A 16578-nucleotide genomic window follows, 5' to 3' on the forward strand; every position below is an offset into this window, starting at 1 on the left:
GAGGCAAGAGGTACGGCGGTGACCCAGCGCGTGCGCGCAGCCATCCACCGCCCGCCAGTCAAGCGGGAGGCGCATCCTACCTAAGGCGATGCGGGTCTGCAAGCAAAGGCCTGCAAAATCACGGATTTCCGCCGATCCGCGCCGGCCTATTCGGTGGTCGGGCTGGCCTGACGCTGGCGCAAGGCTTCGTAGAGGCAGATTCCGGTGGCCACCGAAACATTGAGGCTGGAGACCGAACCCAGCATCGGCAGATGCACCAGGCGATCACAGCGCTGCATCACGTTCTGCTTGAGGCCGCTGTGTTCACGTCCCATCACCAATGCCAACGGGCCGTCCATGGGCGTCACAAACAGACTCTCGCTGCCGCCGTCGCTGGTGCCGACAATGCTGATACCGTAATCCGACAGCCAGCCCAAGGTCCGTCCGATATTGGCTACGGAGGCAAACGGCAGCGATTCTGCGGCACCTGCCGCTACTTTGCTGACGGTAGGACCGAGTCCCGCTGCGCCGTGTTTTGAAACGATGACCGCATCCACCCCTGCCGCATCGGCGGTACGCAAACAGGCGCCCAGATTGTGCGGGTCCTGCAAACCCTCCAGGACCAGCAGCAAAATGGGCTCCGGCCGTTCAGACGTCAGCCGCTGCTCGACGAAATCGCGCAAGGCTCCCTCATCCATGGTCGTGCTGCGCTGGATTTCGGCGACAACTCCCTGGTGACGCGATTCACCGCTCATTTGCTCGAGGCGCGAGCGATTTGCTGACTGCACCTCCACGCCATGCCGATTGGCGGCAGCAATCAACGCCTCTACCCTGGGATTCGCCGTCCGGTATTCGGCATAGAGTTTTCGTACCGTGGCCGAACTGCTTGCCAATAGTTGTTCGACGGCACGCAGGCCGGTCACGTAGCGCGCTTTACTCATCGTTTGCTTCGTCTCTTGCTGCCCGACCCGGCGCGCTTGCGCCCGGTCTGCGGTTCAGATTCATCTTCCATGGGCCTGAAATCGATACGCTTCGACTCCATGTCCACTCGTTGTACCTGCACGCTCATCGCGTCGCCCAGGCGGTAGCGTTTGCCGCCCCGATCACCCACCAGCTCCAGCCTGCTTGCATCAAACTGGTAGTAATCGTTCTTCAGACTGGTTACGTGCACCAGCCCGTCAATCTGAAATTCTGACAACTGCACGAAGACACCAAAATTGGTCACTCCGGTAATCACGCCGGCGAACGTTTCCCCAACTTTATCTTCCATGAATTCGCACTTCAGCCACGCCTCGACCTCGCGTGTAGCGTCTTCGGCACATCGTTCATGGGCTGAGCAGACCTGGCCGAGGTGGTCCATCGCCGCACGATCATAGTCGTGGTTACCGGCTTTGCCGCCACGCACGATGTGGCGGATTGCACGGTGCACCAGCAGATCCGGGTAACGACGGATTGGCGAAGTGAAATGCGCGTACGCATCAAGCGCAAGTCCGAAGTGGCCGATATTCTCCGGCGTGTATTCCGCGTGTTTCAATGACCGCAACATCGCCATCGAGATGGCCTGACTGTCCGGCCGGTCTTTAACCTGCTGTAACAACTTGTTGAATTGACGTGGCTCGACGTGGTCCGGGTGCGGCACCTGTAACCCCAGACTCAACAGGTACTGGCGAAGATCTTCGAAGCGTTCGGGATCGGGTTTCGCGTGTACACGATACAGTCCGGCAATCTTGTGTTTGCGCAAAAACTTTGCTGCCTGAACATTGGCCGCGATCATGCACTCTTCGATCAGACGATGCGCATCATTGCGCGGCACCGTAATAATTTTTTCCACCGTGCCATCGTCACCGAGTTCGATGCGCGCCTGTGGAATATCAAGCTCTATCGCACCTCGGCGATTGCGATTATTGGCAAACGCTTGGTACAGATCGTGCAGGTGCTGTATCGGTTCATGCACGACCGCGGGAACCGACTTGGGCGTTTCGCCGCTAAGAAAACCGCTGACCTCGGTATAAGTAAGGCGCGCATGAGAACGCATGAGCCCTTCGAAAAAGCGGGATTTTGAAACTTTGCCGTCTGCACCCACCCGCATTTCGCAGACCATGCACAGCCTGTCTACCTTCGGGTTGAGGGAACACAGGCCGTTAGAAAGCGCCTCCGGCAGCATCGGCACAACACGGTCTGCAAAATACACTGAGGTACCGCGTCGAATCGCTTCCTTGTCCAGCGGCGAATGCACGTCAACGTAGTGCGCGACGTCAGCAATGGCCACCAGCAGACGCCAACCCTTGCCGGATGGCTCGCAATAGACCGCATCATCAAAGTCCCGGGCATCAGCGCCGTCAATGGTGAGCAGCGGAATATCGCGCAAATCCTCGCGGCCCTTCTTGGCAGCTGCGGGTACGCTGCTGCCAAACTTCCCGGCCTGATCGGTAACGTTTTTCGGCCACACGTTCGGGATGCTGTGTGCGTGAATAGCAAGATCGGTGGCGATCCCCTTTTTGTCGGGCGCGCCGAGGACACGGACGACTCGTCCCGTTGCCTGTTCGTTGCCACTCGGGTAATCCAGAATTTCGGCAACCACGATCTGGCCATGTTTCGCCGAACCGTCTTCGCCCGCGGGAACGAGAATACGATGGGCGATCTTCGGGTTGTCGGGAATGACGATTCCGATTCCCCGCTCGCGTATAAACTGACCCGCCGTTTCGCGAAAGCCGCGCTCGAGCACTTCGACTACCCGGCCTTCCTCGCGGCCGCGTCGGTCCTTGCCGGTAACTTTGACCACAGCCCGGTCGCCGTCGAACAATCGTTGCATTTCGCGCGCGGACAAGTACACGTCGTCCGCGCCATCGTCTCGCCGCATGAAGCCGAAGCCGTCTGCGTGGCCGATAACGGTGCCCGCAACCAATTGCAGTTTCTCGGTGAGGCAGTACTCACCACGACGGTTCTCGATGATCTGGCCAGCCCGTACCATTTTGTCCAGTTTTTCGACCAACAGCGCACGCATGCGCTGCCCTTTCAGGTTGAAGTCTTTGAGAATCGCATCGGCCGGGCGCGGCTTGCCAACCTCCCGGAGATACTCCAGCACGGCATTGCGGTCCGGCAAAGGATGCTGGTACTTCTTGCCTCCCTTGGCGTCATCATTGGTCTTGGCTTTTTTGGACAATCGTCGCTGCTCCTTGTAGCTGATTGGCAATTGACAGGATACGGGAGGTTTGAGTACAGTGCGCCCCCCGCAATGGGCGCAATTGTACGCGTCCCGCCTGCAGAGGTGGCGGAATTGGTGGACACGCCGGCTTCAGGGGCTGGTGGGCCAAGTAACAAGTGATGAATACTCACCGAAGAATCACGCGGTTACAAAGCCAGGTCGACCACGGTCTGTACGGCCAACATGGGTTTTGTAGCACCCGTGGTTTGACAGTAAGATTGAAAATCCTGATTGGATAGAGAATTGCCCAGGTGGCGGAATTGGTAGACGCGCCAGCTTCAGGTGCTGGTTATCGCAAGGTAGTGGAGGTTCAAGTCCTCTCCTGGGCACCATTCAAATAGTCGCAGGTCATTCAGACGGCGACAGCAACACTGCAGAACCCAGTCGTTCGTACGTATCGTTACGCAGCCCAATCAAGACTGCCTCACCGTTATCAGCGACCCGAAGCTCGCCGAATCGCGCCCTCTCATAGACCTCCCACTGCCCTTCCTCGAAGAAGAAGGCGTCGCTTGCCAAGCGGACTGACTCGCCCCGCAGCCGGAACCTGAGCAACCGTTGCGTATCAGCCAATGCCTGGCCGTCGTAAATGGCCACAAAGCCGGCTTCACCACTTTCGGCCAACTCGACGACAATCAAACCATCCCTAATGTCAGCGTCTCGTGCTTTCCCGGCCACCGTCTCGGCCAGCGTATAACGCAGAGCCATATAGTCGCCCTGTAACAACGAGCGCGGGTCACGCGGAGCAATTCGCAACAAAACGGTCGAGCCGTCTGCGATGATTGCTTCTTTCTTGCTGATCTCCAGATTAATGGCCCCGACGATAACAATAGCGGTCCCCGCGAGCACGGCGGTGCGTATCTTGTTCAATCGTTTGTCGATTGCCTCACGCATTCTGTCGGCCTCCCTGATCGTTGCCAGCCAAGATCCTTAGCACCAACCATCGAGCCAGCAAGATACTCACTCCGGTAGCAACCAGGGTCATCGACTTCGTTCTGAGTGTCACCTCAATGCCGTAGAAATACGTCGCCAGAAACACAACAAAAAACGCAATGCCTGCACCCATTAACGCCTTATGACCATTTGCCACCCCGAGCGTGACCACAATCAGGGCAAGTATCAGCCCGGGCGCAAACCAGCTGGCGCCAATGACGGCAAACATGAGTAGTGTGATCACAAGGCGACTCGCTCGGTTGATCGAGTCAGCAAGACTCGCTCCAATTTTTGCGCCAACTCCCAGAAATATCGCACCAAACAATACGGTCGAAAGCCACGGCCGCGGGTAGATCTGAGGTTCGATGGTGCCCAGCTCCGGGAGTATGTACACCGTCGATAAAAGCAATACGCCGAATGCGCTGAGCACGAGCCCGTTCATCAGCGGTCGGACGTAGTGCCCAAACCCTCGGGCAATCAGGAAGGATTGCTGACTGTGCAAATACACAGCAGCGGCTGTGAGTAGCGGACCCACCAACGGCACTACCGCGTTGAGCTCCCAGGAATACAAGAGTGCGGTCGTCGAGACTGCAGCAAACAACACCATAAGCGTGCGGTGAATTCGATCCGGAAATACGCCGAACATCACGCTGCACAAGACAATTGCCAGCGAGAGGACAATATTGTGATTGTTGCTGCCGAACGCTTCGACGATTCCCCATGACAGGAGAGCCTGCCCGGCCAGGCTTACTGCCATGGAGGCTTGCACAAGAAAATCACTATCGTTGTTACGGCGAACGACTACGGCGGCAAGTACCAGTGCGAGACCGACGAAAGCGTAGCCCCCTTCAAACGCCAGCGTGAAACCGGTGACGAAACTGATCAGTAGCAGGCTCGCAAGCCACGCACCGATTGCCACCATCGTTCTTATGTACCAGGGCTGGGAAAACGACCTGCTTGCTACGAACGCGTCGGCACGCGCCTTGCCGTCTTCGTCCAGCAGCCCTTCTGTCGCCAGCTGGCTGACAACGTCCAATAATGAGATTCTGGTGGTCATGATTGAGACGCCCAACGTTGGGCAACTGTCTTTAGCCACCAGGCGGCACCAGCAACCTCCGCAATGATCAGGAGGGCGAGAAACAACAGGCTGCCGCTGCCCGATACCAACTCACGGATCGCGAACGACGTCACCACGAATATCGCAGCCAGCAAGCACAACGTTAGAATCAGCAAATCCTGCTGCTTGTACTGGTAGTACCAGAGTCCGCCGGCCGTTGTAATTGCCAGCAACAGCGGCGATATGAAATGAAGGTTGGCCTGATCGCCAAAACTGGCACTCAAAATCATGACCAGCGTCGAAGGCAATACCGCACTGAAAGCGCCGAAGGCGATCAAGCGCGGATAGGCCCTGTTTTGCATCCAGGGCACACCCCGACTGGTACCCAGTTCCCACGCAACGAGCCCAATGGCATTCGCCAAGTAAAGCGCACTCCCCAGTGTCGAGTCCAACACGGTAGCGCCAAGCCACACCAACGGTCCGACCAGCTGAGCGAGTTGCCACCATCCTTCCGGCGGATGTAACACCTGCGTGTAGTACATGATCACGGTCAGGATCAACAAGATGTGGAACAACAACCACAGCGCCGCCTGACGACCAATGATGCACAGCGGCAAGATGAGTATTGCCCAGCTCAGGAACAGGCCATAGGGATCAGCACCGGTCTGGTACACCTGGCCGAAGAGCGCGAGTAAAATTCCTGTCAGAAAAGCCACGACGAACAAGCTGCTCTGGCCGGCGATCGAGTCGAAACCAAACCGCCAGGCTAAAACTGCGGATACCAGTATGCCGCCCTGCAATACCGCGAACTTTGCAAAACGATCCAGCTCCGCCCAATTCCATGCGATAAATGCGGCAATACCCGCGGCTATCAAGGCGATGCCGACAACCATCAGAAATCGATCAAGATATCGCCGCCAGTCCGCCTGCTCGGGCTGCAGGCATGCGATTTCGATTGATCGATCACAGGCAGCTTCGGAGAATCGGGCGGCGATCGCCATCTCGGTAACCGCCGTGTAGCTGGCTGTCTGCTCCTGGCTCATTCAGGCCTCCGCCGAATCAGTGGGTCGGCTGGATTGTAGACCCTGCAAGCACACCACCGCACCAGCTGTTACGAACCAGCCACAAGCGCCGCAACCTCCGTTGTACCGCTTTGACCGCCGATACCGCCCTCCTTGTGGTCACCAACGGCTTGCAACCGAAAATACCTAACCCCCTGTTTTACCAGTCTTTTAAAGGCCGTATAACGAGTCAAACTGTGCAATATTGTTGGCCCTCGCCAAGCGTACGCGAGTCAATATCCCGCCGCCGCAGCGGCGACACAATTATTGCTCGCCCCAGCGCCCGGATTTTTTGCATGGATTGCCAACCTACACAGCCACGCGCCCCCATCGCCCCGGGGGGCTGCTGTACCTGGCGGTGTTCCATAGCCAGCCACAGGCTGCCACGGGCAAGCGAATCATGGATATGGAATAGCCAGGCTGGCCAAATCGGTTAGACTGTGCCGCTTGCGACCCACAACCAAGATCCGGAAAGGGCAAACATGCAAGCAATCGTCGACCAGTTAAACGCCATCATCTGGAGCCCGGTACTCGTCTACCTTGCGCTCGGTGCAGGGCTCTTCTTTTCATACCAGACGCGTTTTGTACAGGTCCGCATGTTTCGCGAGATGCTGTCGCTGCTGACCTCCGGCAAGAGCTCTGATCAGGGCATTTCGACATTCCAGGCGCTCGCGGTATCACTGTCCGGCAGGGTCGGCACAGGCAATATTGCAGGTGTGGCCGCTGCCATCGGCTTCGGCGGACCTGGCGCCGTATTCTGGATGTGGATCGTCGCATTTCTCGGCGCTTCGACAGCGTACGTGGAATCGGCCCTGGGCCAGATCTACAAAGAAGTCGACGAAGGCCAGTACCGCGGCGGTCCGGCCTATTTCATCGAGAAAGCACTGGGTCAAAAATGGTACGGCTGGCTGTTTGCGCTCACCACCATCCTGGCCACCGGCTTCCTGCTCCCCGGTGTGCAATCCAACAGTATTTCGTCGGCCGCTGAAGTTGCTTTCGGTGCCGATACCATGGTCGTAACAACCTTCGGCACGATCAGTGTCACCAAGATCGTGACCGCGATCGGCATCGTGATGGTGCTCGGTTTCATTATTTTCGGTGGCGTCAAACGCATCGCGCACTTTACCCAGTTTGTCGTGCCGTTCATGGCCCTGGCCTACATCATCACCGCCTGTGCCGTCGTGGCATTGAATATTTCGGAATTGCCGCGCGTGATCAGTCTGATCTTTACGGATGCATTCACTCCAATGGCAGGCTTTGGTGCCGCAATCGGTTGGGGCGTCAAACGCGGCATATACTCCAACGAGGCAGGACAAGGCACTGGTCCGCACGCAGCCGCCGCGGCCGAAGTGGATCATCCGGCCCAGCAAGGCCTGGTGCAGGCGTTCTCAGTCTATATCGACACGCTGTTTGTGTGCTCCGCCACCGCGTTTATGATCCTCATCACCGGCGCTTACAATGTTCACGACCCGGCCGGCGGCTTCCTGATTCAGAACGTCCCTGCCACGCTTGACCCCAACAGCCCCGCCTTTACCCAGTTCGCGGTAGACAGTGTCGCGACCGGTATCGGCAAGCCGTTCGTAGCGATTGCCCTGTTCTTCTTCGCATTCACGACATTGTTGGCCTACTACTACATTGCCGAAACCAACGTCGCCTATATCCGTCGCACGTTTCGCTTCCCTGGCATGATTTTCCTGTTGAAAATCGGTCTCATGACGTCCGTGTTCTACGGCGCTGTACGAACCGCGAGCCTTGCGTGGGGCCTCGGTGACATCGGCGTAGGTCTGATGGCCTGGCTCAACATATTGGCCATTCTGATCATATTTTTCGTATCCAAACCCGCGCTTAAAGCTCTACGGGATTACGAGGATCAAAAGAAACGGAACGTCGCAAAGTATCAATTTGATCCCGAAGCACTGGGTATCAAGAATGCCGGCTTTTGGGTGGAGCGCAATAAACGTTGATACCGATAAGCTCGAATCCGTCACGTTCGCAGGCAATTACAAAGCGTGACGTTTACATCAATCGCGTTTAAAGTACGGCTGAATAATAACAATCTCACATTTGAAGAGAGACCCCGCGAGCGAACTGGAAACGCTGGCCAACCGGCCTTCTGCATGAAGACAAGTGAAATCGTGACGGCAAGGCTGCCAGGCGAACTGCTTCATCGCGTTTCGATAGCGGGCCAAAGGAGAAGCCTGTGATAGTACATACTGGCATCGTGGCGGCGCTGGTTTGTGTGGTACTTGTTCTGGCCTTGCGACTTCGGCGACGTACTGAGGCGCCCGAATCGAACACGGCAGAAACGTTGGATAGCAATCTCGATGGCAGCGGCCGGTTTCATGCTGTCTCAATTCGATTCGGCGCCGGTGCATGTACCGCGTCGCGCGAGTTGCACGGCCGGCGCTTTCTGGCGGGTACCGCGCCGGAGTTGCCGTTGGCCGATTGCAGTCATGACGATTGCCAATGCCGTTTCGTGCATTTTGCCGACCGCCGGGGCGGCGACGATCGACGTCATCCGTTCCAAAAAGGCTTTGGCGGTTCAGCACCCCGCCGCGATAAAGATCGGCGCCACCTGTCCGATCGCCGGGCAGACGGCTCGCCCAGGACGCCAAACGATTAAGGCGGGCCGGCCTGGCTAGTAGCCGGAATCGGCGAGTACAGCTTCGTAGTTGGCCAGCTCGTGTTGGTGATCGGCTCGTTCTTCGATCAGATCGACAATTTCCGCCTCCAGCCTGCCGGCCTCCTCCGACAGTTCTTTCAGGTCAGCCAGTAGCAGTATCCGGTTCTCGGTCGTTGTCTCCCGACTGATAAGTGCGGCCTCGGTATCGCGTATCTGATTCCGTACCCGTTCCAGCTCCGCTTCACGGGAGCGAATGGAACTGTTGGCCGAGTTCACGTTGCTACGCAATGTATAAAGGTGCTGACCGCGGCGATACGCATCCAGAAAATAAGGTTCCTGATCGCTCGCACAAACACCATAGTATTGCCCACCGCCGGAGCCAAGGCTGAAACCTCTGGACGGCTGGCAGAATTCCCGCAATCCTTCGTCGCGGCCGCTGCGGTAGTCATCGAGGTCAGGCGCATAGCCATGCTTGGCACATGCTTTGCGATGCTGACCCAGCCTGTCCGCTGTGTAGCCACGCGCACCGTCTTCATAGCCGATGGCTCGCCAGTCACTAACGGCACATTCGTCGGCGCTCATGGATGCACAGGCACTCATGAGCGCCATGCTGACGACAAGTGTCGAACTAATAAGAATTCGCTGCATAACCCAATCTCCATCGACGCTCGCGTCGCACAATCTGGCGTATTGATCCAACATACAAGTCGATCCCGGCAGCCACCGTGACCTGACTCACAGATAGTTTCACCGTCGCCGGTACCACCATAGGCGAGCATTCCGGTCACTGTGACCTGCATCACAGTTAGCCCGTCGTGCCCACCGCTACTCTGTCTGCAGTTTTCCCGTGACGAGCAACGACTGGCATGAACCTGGCTGTCATCAGTTCCACCTCCGCCCTGGCGATGGCAGGTACGCTGGTATTCACGGCACTACTGATCCTGGGACGAAAACTGCCTTGGATACTCCGACGGCGGACCCGGTTCCACAGTTCGGCGACCAACAACCCGGCTGAAAACCTGCGAACCGAATGGGAGCGTCTTGGCCAACGCCGATCACTGTATCTGACCCCGATCCTGTTCTTTATCGTATGCGCCCTAACCTTACTGTTAGCTGAACCGACCAGCTCCGGTTTCAACCTGGCCGGCTGGCAACAGGTTGGTGTGCTCGCGATAGTTGGCATAGCGCTGGCGGGGGCGCTATATCGTGGCATTCAGTATTCACTGCGACGACAACAATTGCAGTTCAAGATCGAGGCGAGCCAGACCATAGGCCACGCATTGCGTCAGATCACGGCCAACCACAATCGTACTTTTCACGACGTTCCCTGCGCATTGGGTATCGTCGATCATGTGCTAGTCGGAATACACGGCATCTACGCCATCAAAGTCATTGCGCGCCGCGCAGGCAAGAGCAACCTGCTGACACTCAGTGAGCAAACACTGGATTTCGCGGACGGCCGTTATTCTGTGCCACTGGCAGAAACGCGCAAGATTGTTGATCGCTTTGCCCGTGAATGCGGCAAGGTCGTCGGGCATGAGGTGCACGTACGATTGGTTGTCGCTGTGCCCGGCTGGGAAATCAATACTCAATCAGATGACAACATTTTGATCACGAATGAACGCAACCTGGCAATGCTTACCGGCTGGAAAGATCAAAGAGACCATTTGCTGAATGAGGATGCCGAAGCATTGCAACAATACCTCGACGAACGTTGCGCCCGATCCGCCGTTCCCGGCGCATAGATCATCCACCTTCAGCTGATACTCGCAGATTCCGCACTGCCGTTATTACCAGCCCTCTTCACCGCACGTTTAGGTCGCGCTTTGTTCTTCGGCTTTGGCGTCTGCGACCCTGCGGTTGCCGCGTACAACTCGTCAAATGATGCTTGTAGACAATCACTGTAGAACGCTGGATCCGGCATCATGTCGCGATCTGCGATCGCGCTGATCGTGATTGTTCCGTTGTAACTCAGCACTGGCTGAAACAGGCCCAGCCCATGCACTACAGGCCCCAGCCCCCAGCTCGCAACCAGCTTGGAGCCCATGGAGTACAAGGGCATGTTCACGCCCGGCACATTGGTAATGACCGTGTTGAACAACGGTGGCAATCGCGACGCCAACTGAGTATCGGCGAACACTCTGGCCAGCAACCCGGAAACGGTCGATGGCAAAAGTTCGGCGGCGTCCGCAGCCAGATCCGGGCCCATCGTATAAGTCAGCTTCTTGGCTTGTTGGCTTTCTTTGCTGACGGCGTTCAAGCGCGCTACCGGATCGGCAATATCACTGCGTACCGGGAGGCTCATCGCCGTTATCCGGTTGCCCGCAGAGCCATGATGCTGTTCAGCCCGCACCGACATGGGTGCCATCGCGACCAGTGAGTCGGCTGGCAGCTCATTGCGCGATTCCAGATAACGCCGCAATGCCCCACCACAAATCGTGACTATCACGTCGTTGACGGTCGTTCCCGGGAACTGATTCTTAATCGCTTTGATCTGCTCAAGATCAAATACCCGACCATCGAATACCCTGTGGGGCGTAACGTTTCGATTGAATCGCGTGCGCGGTACGCGCACAGGAATTTTCAGTTGCCGTGTCCACACCCCTGCAGCCACTTTGAGCAACGCGGGTGCGGAGCGCCGAATCATGTTGCTGATCCTGACCGGCGCCGTAACACTGCGTGCGGCGCTGCGAGTCAGCAACTCGATGCCCGTTGGGATGCGTTCCGGTCGCCACTCGGTAGCGGCTTCGTCGGCGTCTGCGAGCGGGCTGAGATCGTGAATCGCTTCGGCAATCTCAGCACCGGAAACCCCGTCAATTGCTGCATGGTGGACTTTTAACAGCAATGCGAAACTGCCTTTCGGCAGTTGCTTTACATTGTCCAGGCCTTCGATGACCCACGCTTCCCACAACGGTTTGCGCATGTCGAGCGGGCGCGAATGTATGCGTGCTGTCTCAATACACAGTTGCCGCCAATCACCGGGCTTAGGCAGCGCTATATGCCGTACGTGAAACTCAAGATCAAAGTCCGGGTCCTCTATCCAGTAAGGATGGTCCAGACTCAGCGGTACCCGTATCAACCGCTGGCGGAAGGCGCGTGCCTTGTGCAATCGTTGTTCGAAAAAATGCAGAATCTGTTTAAAAGTGACATGGCCATCCGGCGCCGTGCTCTGGTCGTAAACCGCCAGTGACCCGATGTGCATGGGCGTTGAACCGGTTTCCATATGGAGAAACGACGAATCCAGTCCGGTCAGCTGCTGCATGGAACCATTCCTCACAAAGCCCGCGCTATCATTGCGCTCGGTATTGAAATCAATTTAACGAAAGAAGAAGCGACGGACTCCACTGTTGTCAAACGGCAGCCAGTCCGCTTCCACCTGCCGCAGCCTGTCCGCGATGGCGTACAGCACGGCCGGATTAAAACCCATTCCCAAGTGGCTCGCATCGACACCGATGCTCTCTACCATGTCGCAATCTGGCAGTTGCGCGATCTTCCAGGAGACTACGGCATCCGAACGACTGTATATGGCAGTGACCGGCACATCCGCTATGGGTTGTCGTAATTGCAGAATACGCTCGCGCACTTCATCGCTGGTTACTTGCTGCCCGGTCAAAAGCTCGTAGAGGCGCCAGAGGTTGGTCGCTTTGGGATCACCCAATGGACTGCCCAGTGAGATGACGCTACGGACGATCGATGAATTCCGGCGAGCCGCTTCCAGTGCCAGCAAACCGCCGAGGCTCCAGCCTACCAGGCTGACTTTGCGTCCCGATTGCTGATACAGCTTAAGCAGGCGTTCGTCCAGGGCGTCATCAAGGTGCTCGCCGTTTCGAACACCGAAATTTCTGCCCAGATCCCAAGGATGTGCGCCGTAGCCCCAGCTGCGCAGGTAACGACGCAAGGTACGGGTCGAATTGTCTGACGCCATGAAGCCCGGCAAAGTCATGACGGCGTGGCCATCACCCGGTTCAAGGTTTCGCAGAAATCGGCCGCTGGGCCACAAGGCACTGGCTTCGGTCAACGCCCGGGGCGCTTCCAGCAAGGCGAGAAACAGTGGTGGGGGCGTTACCGCGTGACTGTCCATATCCGGTGCATCAGGCTGCCGCCGCTTCGTCAACACCGGTCGATCTTACCCTAATTGCCGGAGAATCAGCGCCATTCCAGGACACTTCGGGCCGCGCTGCTGAAAAGCATGCGCCAATCCACGGGGATCGTTCGGTCTAACTCACGCCGCCGCTCGCTCAGCCTGTTGCAATTGCTCGTTCGCATCGCGAAATTGCTGAATAGCCCGCTCTAAATAGTCACTGGCTTCCTTGTCATAGCCGTCCGCCGATGCCGACCATACCCGGTTCACATAACGCTCCCCAGCAGCGAATTCGCTCATGATGTTGGCGTAGATCTGCATGCCAAAGAGATGAATCAGGCTTTCTCTGGCATCGGCAAATCGCTGCAAATCCAGCCGTACGCGATCGTCGATTCCATCGCGAAGCTCCACCGATGCGAACTGCCCTTGACCGATCAACTCATCAAGTGACGTTACAATGTTTTGCAGTGAGCTCGTAAGTTCAGCCTTGTTGGCTGTCAACACTTCCTCGGAGCGGGCCTCGCTGCTCGACTGCCGCTTGATCATGACTACGCCACAGACTGCGAGCAATGCGGCTGGCACAAAAATGAGCCAATTCGTCTCGTACACGTGCAGTGCCGTGGCAAATGCAGATGCCAGAAAGCCCGCAATCAGGAACGTTCTGCCCAATGACTTCATGCGTAACACCTCGTATCCGTAGCGAGCATAGTGGGGAGCACAGATTCAGCTCGCCGTGACAACGTAGACAATGGCATAGCCTACGCCAACGAGCGCTTCGCCGACGATCAGGCCGGCAGCAACGGGTATTCCGACGTTCTCACTCCAGGATTTGCCGCGGAAGCGATCACACAATTCGCGAGCTAAAGTGCCAAGTGAATACGTCAGCACGATATTGAAAGGCAGATAAAAACCAAGGCCGACCGTGATACCGAGGCCGCCGATGACCGCTGAAAGTATGCCGCCAAGAATGGCGCCGGCCATGTATTTTTCGGTGGGTACGTCTCCGCCCATGATTCCTTCGATCATCGATGCAAGGGCCTGCCCCTGCGGAGCCGGCAGGCGATCACTGCCCAGCGTAAACGCTTCGTGCAATACAAAGATCACGCCAATAACCACAATCGGTCCCAGCCACGCACCGATAAACTGACCGAACTGTTGCATCCGGGGAGTCGCGCCGACCAGGTAGCCGGTCTTCAGGTCGAGCATCAGGTCCGTCGCCTGCGACATGGCGACGCAAGTCGCAGCGCCCACCATGATCGCCGCCACTATGGAATCGCCACGCTCCATGCCGTGGGTAAGAATGATCAGCAAGGTGATGCCGACCAGCGTCATGCCGGACAACGGTGACCAGTTGGTCCGGCCGATAGCCTCCGACAAAATAATGCCCGACATCCAGATCCATAACGTGCCCAATAAGGCCATGCCGATGCCGCGAACGAGGCCTACGCTCTCTACGGAAGTCACTGAGATATACGTCAGCAGTACCGCCGCACCCACGATACCTACGTACAGTAGTTTGATCGGCATCTCATCGGCAGCAACTTTACTGCCGGATGATGCGGATTTTTGCATCGAACGAACCGCACTGATGATCAATGGCAAGGCGATCGCCACGCCCATCATCGCACCACCAATCAACATGCCAATACCCAACGGCCGGTACAACAATGACCGCAGCTGGTTCGGATCGCTGATCGCCGCACCCAGCTGATCCAGCGGGAAGTTACCGCTGAGCGACAGCATCGGCGACAAGAACCAGTACGCCACGAAACCACCAATGATAAATGCCACACCGCCGCGACCGGCGATAAAGCCAGTGCCGATCGTCAGTAACGACAGGTACCAGATGCCGTTCATGTACGAGGGCATGCCTATCAGCTCGCCGAAGTTCCAGTTGGAAACCCCGGTTTGCTGCGACACGATATGCACGGCGGCGCTGACCGCCGCCGCTGCCAGCAGAATAACGGCTTTATGGACGCCAGCGCCTGGCGATTTCAGAATCGTGGCCACAGCGACGCCACCCGGATAGGTCAGTCGCTCGAAATCGATCATGTGTTTGCGCAGCGGGATGATGAACGCTATGCCAAGAAAAGCCCCGGCGATGCAGCCGAAGGTCAGGAGCACCGGATCAAAACGGTCACCGTAGCCAAGAATGAATATGGCCGGCACGGAAAACATCATGCCTGACGACGCCCCGTTCACACCGCTCGCTATCGTCTGCACGATGTTGTTTTCAATGATGCTTTTGCGCCGCAGAATGCCGCGCAGAATGCCGAAGCCGAGTATCGCCGCGAGTTCCGAGCCCTCAATGGAGAAGCCCAGTATCAGAGCCGCATAGCCAATCGAAATGGCGATGATGACACCGAGAAACCAGCCAACTATGACCGCCGGCCAGGTGAGTTCCGGGTACTCCCGGCTATTGGAAAACGTCGATCCTACTGCCATGCACTATCCCCGATGCAATGTGACGCAGCCGCCACGGCTGACCGCAGCAATGGCGGACCGCATTATTCTTTTCAGCAAAGAGGCCCGTGATGTCCGCGAAAGCCTATCACAATGGTTGCAGCTTCGCCGCCAGCGCATCCCGCTCCAGAGTATCGTGCAGCTCATCGGCGAGTTGCTTGCAGGCGACAACCACCTGACGCCAGTTCCGCTCACGTTCAGCCGTCGAAAAATTCTGAAAATCGTGACGATCCGGCACCTTGCCATGTGGAAGTCTGGCGATAAATTCCGGCGACGGGCAGACAAGCACGGTACGGTCCAGCGCTTCGGCGCTGTGACGACGGTACGGCAACCGCTTGTCGAACCAGCCTGGGATCAAGCGCTCAAAGAAATGCGGAAACAATGTGAGCCGGTCAGGATCACTCAACGGCATGTCGAGGTGGTAATCGATAACGCCACCGTCGCGGTAGGTGCCTGGCGGTGCACCGGGAATGTCGCGCACACCGTTTAGCACCATGGGAATCGAGCCAGAAGCCAGAACGGCTTTCGGCAAATTTTCTTTGCTCAGCGGCACCCGCTCCAACGGAAAACCGCCCGCGTTGTAGAACGGCGGTAAATCGCGGTTGTCGTAAAACAGTGCGCGGGAAAAAAACCGTCCCAGCATACGTCGGCTGAACAAGTTCCCGACTGCTGCCAATAGCAGGCCGCTACCCTGCAAGGCACGTCGGTCACTGGCCGTCAGGCGTCCGCACAGGACAGTCAGAATATGCAACCGACACGAAGCATGGCTGACAATCTCTTCTGCCCCACTCTCGCCCAACATCTCATGGAGTATCTCGGTGCTCTTGGCGGTGATTTCGTTCGAATCCGGTCGTTCCGAGTAGGACTGCTCGAGGTATGCCCGCTCAAACCGCTCTATGGCGGCAAGTGGCTCCGCCTGCGCGTAACAGGCGAAACGCCACGCCCCGATCGATGAACCGAGCAAATGCACAGGACCCGGCAACGCGGGCACAACATGCTCGACTATCACCCGATCAAGCTGACTGAGGACCAACCACTTCGCCCCGCCTGATGCGCCGGCTATCGTGCCAATACGTTCGACTGAAAAGCCGCGTTTGCGAATATCCGCATAAGCACCCGGTCCTGCCTTGAAGAGCAGCGCGCCTTCCGTGTTGTGCAAATCCCTTTCCCGCTGTAGTG

At 57.3% G+C, this 16578-nt stretch carries 14 protein-coding genes and 1 tRNA gene; 4 read left to right on the forward strand and 11 right to left on the reverse strand.

The annotated features are described in order from the left end of the window. Positions 1 to 146 precede the first annotated feature (146 nt). Both rlmB and rnr read right to left on the reverse strand, forming a co-directional pair. Positions 147 to 920: a 23S rRNA (guanosine(2251)-2'-O)-methyltransferase RlmB gene (gene rlmB, locus BA177_RS10755; RefSeq protein ID WP_068616133.1), complete on the reverse strand. Its 774-nt coding sequence runs from the start codon at positions 918 to 920 to the stop codon at positions 147 to 149. Further along, positions 917 to 3142 carry a ribonuclease R gene (gene rnr, locus BA177_RS10760; RefSeq protein WP_068616136.1) on the reverse strand — a complete coding sequence of 742 codons (2226 nt, stop codon included), beginning with the start codon at positions 3140 to 3142 and terminating at the stop codon, positions 917 to 919. Before rnr ends, rlmB begins: the two co-directional genes overlap by 4 nt. A gap of 287 nt (positions 3143 to 3429) precedes the next feature. On the opposite strand from rnr, the gene BA177_RS10765 reads away from it, so the two are divergent. Beyond that, positions 3430 to 3516 (forward strand) — tRNA-Leu (locus BA177_RS10765). Positions 3517 to 3532: 16 nt separating this feature from the next. On the opposite strand, the gene BA177_RS10770 is transcribed toward BA177_RS10765, so the two are convergent. Genes BA177_RS10770 through BA177_RS10780 form a run of 3 tightly spaced genes read right to left on the reverse strand, consistent with a single transcriptional unit; the run spans position 3533 to position 6214 of the window. Further along, positions 3533 to 4075 carry a GDYXXLXY domain-containing protein gene (locus BA177_RS10770; protein ID WP_068616138.1) on the reverse strand — a complete coding sequence of 181 codons (543 nt, stop codon included), beginning with the start codon at positions 4073 to 4075 and terminating at the stop codon, positions 3533 to 3535. Continuing rightward, positions 4068 to 5171, reverse strand: a complete 1104-nt coding sequence (locus BA177_RS10775; RefSeq protein ID WP_068616140.1) for a DUF4401 domain-containing protein — start codon at positions 5169 to 5171, stop codon at positions 4068 to 4070. Before BA177_RS10775 ends, BA177_RS10770 begins: the two co-directional genes overlap by 8 nt. Further along, positions 5168 to 6214, reverse strand: a complete 1047-nt coding sequence (locus tag BA177_RS10780) for a DUF2157 domain-containing protein (RefSeq protein WP_068616142.1) — start codon at positions 6212 to 6214, stop codon at positions 5168 to 5170. Before BA177_RS10780 ends, BA177_RS10775 begins: the two co-directional genes overlap by 4 nt. Before the next feature lie 500 nt (positions 6215 to 6714). Between BA177_RS10780 and BA177_RS10785 the strand changes: the two genes are divergently transcribed. Further along, positions 6715 to 8196: an alanine/glycine:cation symporter family protein gene (locus BA177_RS10785; protein ID WP_068616144.1), complete on the forward strand. Its 1482-nt coding sequence runs from the start codon at positions 6715 to 6717 to the stop codon at positions 8194 to 8196. A 236-nt stretch (positions 8197 to 8432) separates the two neighbouring features. Further along, the gene (locus tag BA177_RS10790) at positions 8433 to 8855 is read left to right on the forward strand and encodes a hypothetical protein (RefSeq protein WP_068616146.1); all 423 of its coding nucleotides are present in this window, start codon (positions 8433 to 8435) and stop codon (positions 8853 to 8855) included. A 15-nt stretch (positions 8856 to 8870) separates the two neighbouring features. Here the strand turns inward: BA177_RS10790 and BA177_RS10795 are convergent, their stop codons facing one another. Beyond that, positions 8871 to 9503, reverse strand: coding sequence for a DUF2799 domain-containing protein (locus BA177_RS10795; RefSeq protein WP_068616148.1), 633 nt, complete (start codon positions 9501 to 9503; stop codon positions 8871 to 8873). A gap of 218 nt (positions 9504 to 9721) precedes the next feature. Between BA177_RS10795 and BA177_RS10800 the strand changes: the two genes are divergently transcribed. Next, on the forward strand, positions 9722 to 10600 hold the full coding sequence (locus BA177_RS10800) for a type II secretion system protein (RefSeq protein ID WP_068616149.1): 879 nt from the start codon (positions 9722 to 9724) through the stop codon (positions 10598 to 10600). An 11-nt stretch (positions 10601 to 10611) separates the two neighbouring features. On the opposite strand, the gene BA177_RS10805 is transcribed toward BA177_RS10800, so the two are convergent. From BA177_RS10805 to BA177_RS10825, 5 genes are all read right to left on the reverse strand, one after another. Further along, positions 10612 to 12117, reverse strand: coding sequence for a WS/DGAT/MGAT family O-acyltransferase (locus tag BA177_RS10805; protein ID WP_068616151.1), 1506 nt, complete (start codon positions 12115 to 12117; stop codon positions 10612 to 10614). A gap of 54 nt (positions 12118 to 12171) precedes the next feature. Beyond that, positions 12172 to 12972, reverse strand: coding sequence for a lipase family alpha/beta hydrolase (locus BA177_RS10810; RefSeq protein ID WP_156762787.1), 801 nt, complete (start codon positions 12970 to 12972; stop codon positions 12172 to 12174). 105 nt (positions 12973 to 13077) lie between these two features. Continuing rightward, on the reverse strand, positions 13078 to 13614 hold the full coding sequence (locus BA177_RS10815; RefSeq protein WP_068616155.1) for a hypothetical protein: 537 nt from the start codon (positions 13612 to 13614) through the stop codon (positions 13078 to 13080). A gap of 45 nt (positions 13615 to 13659) precedes the next feature. After that, entirely contained in the window at positions 13660 to 15381 is a 1722-nt protein-coding gene (locus BA177_RS10820) for an OPT family oligopeptide transporter (protein ID WP_068616157.1), read from the reverse strand. A gap of 106 nt (positions 15382 to 15487) precedes the next feature. Continuing rightward, positions 15488 to 16558, reverse strand: a complete 1071-nt coding sequence (locus tag BA177_RS10825) for a hypothetical protein (protein WP_068616159.1) — start codon at positions 16556 to 16558, stop codon at positions 15488 to 15490. Between the last annotated feature and the right edge of the window lie 20 nt (positions 16559 to 16578).

Origin of the sequence: Woeseia oceani, from assembly GCF_001677435.1 — a bacterium.
Lineage (GTDB): Bacteria > Pseudomonadota > Gammaproteobacteria > Steroidobacterales > Woeseiaceae > Woeseia > Woeseia oceani.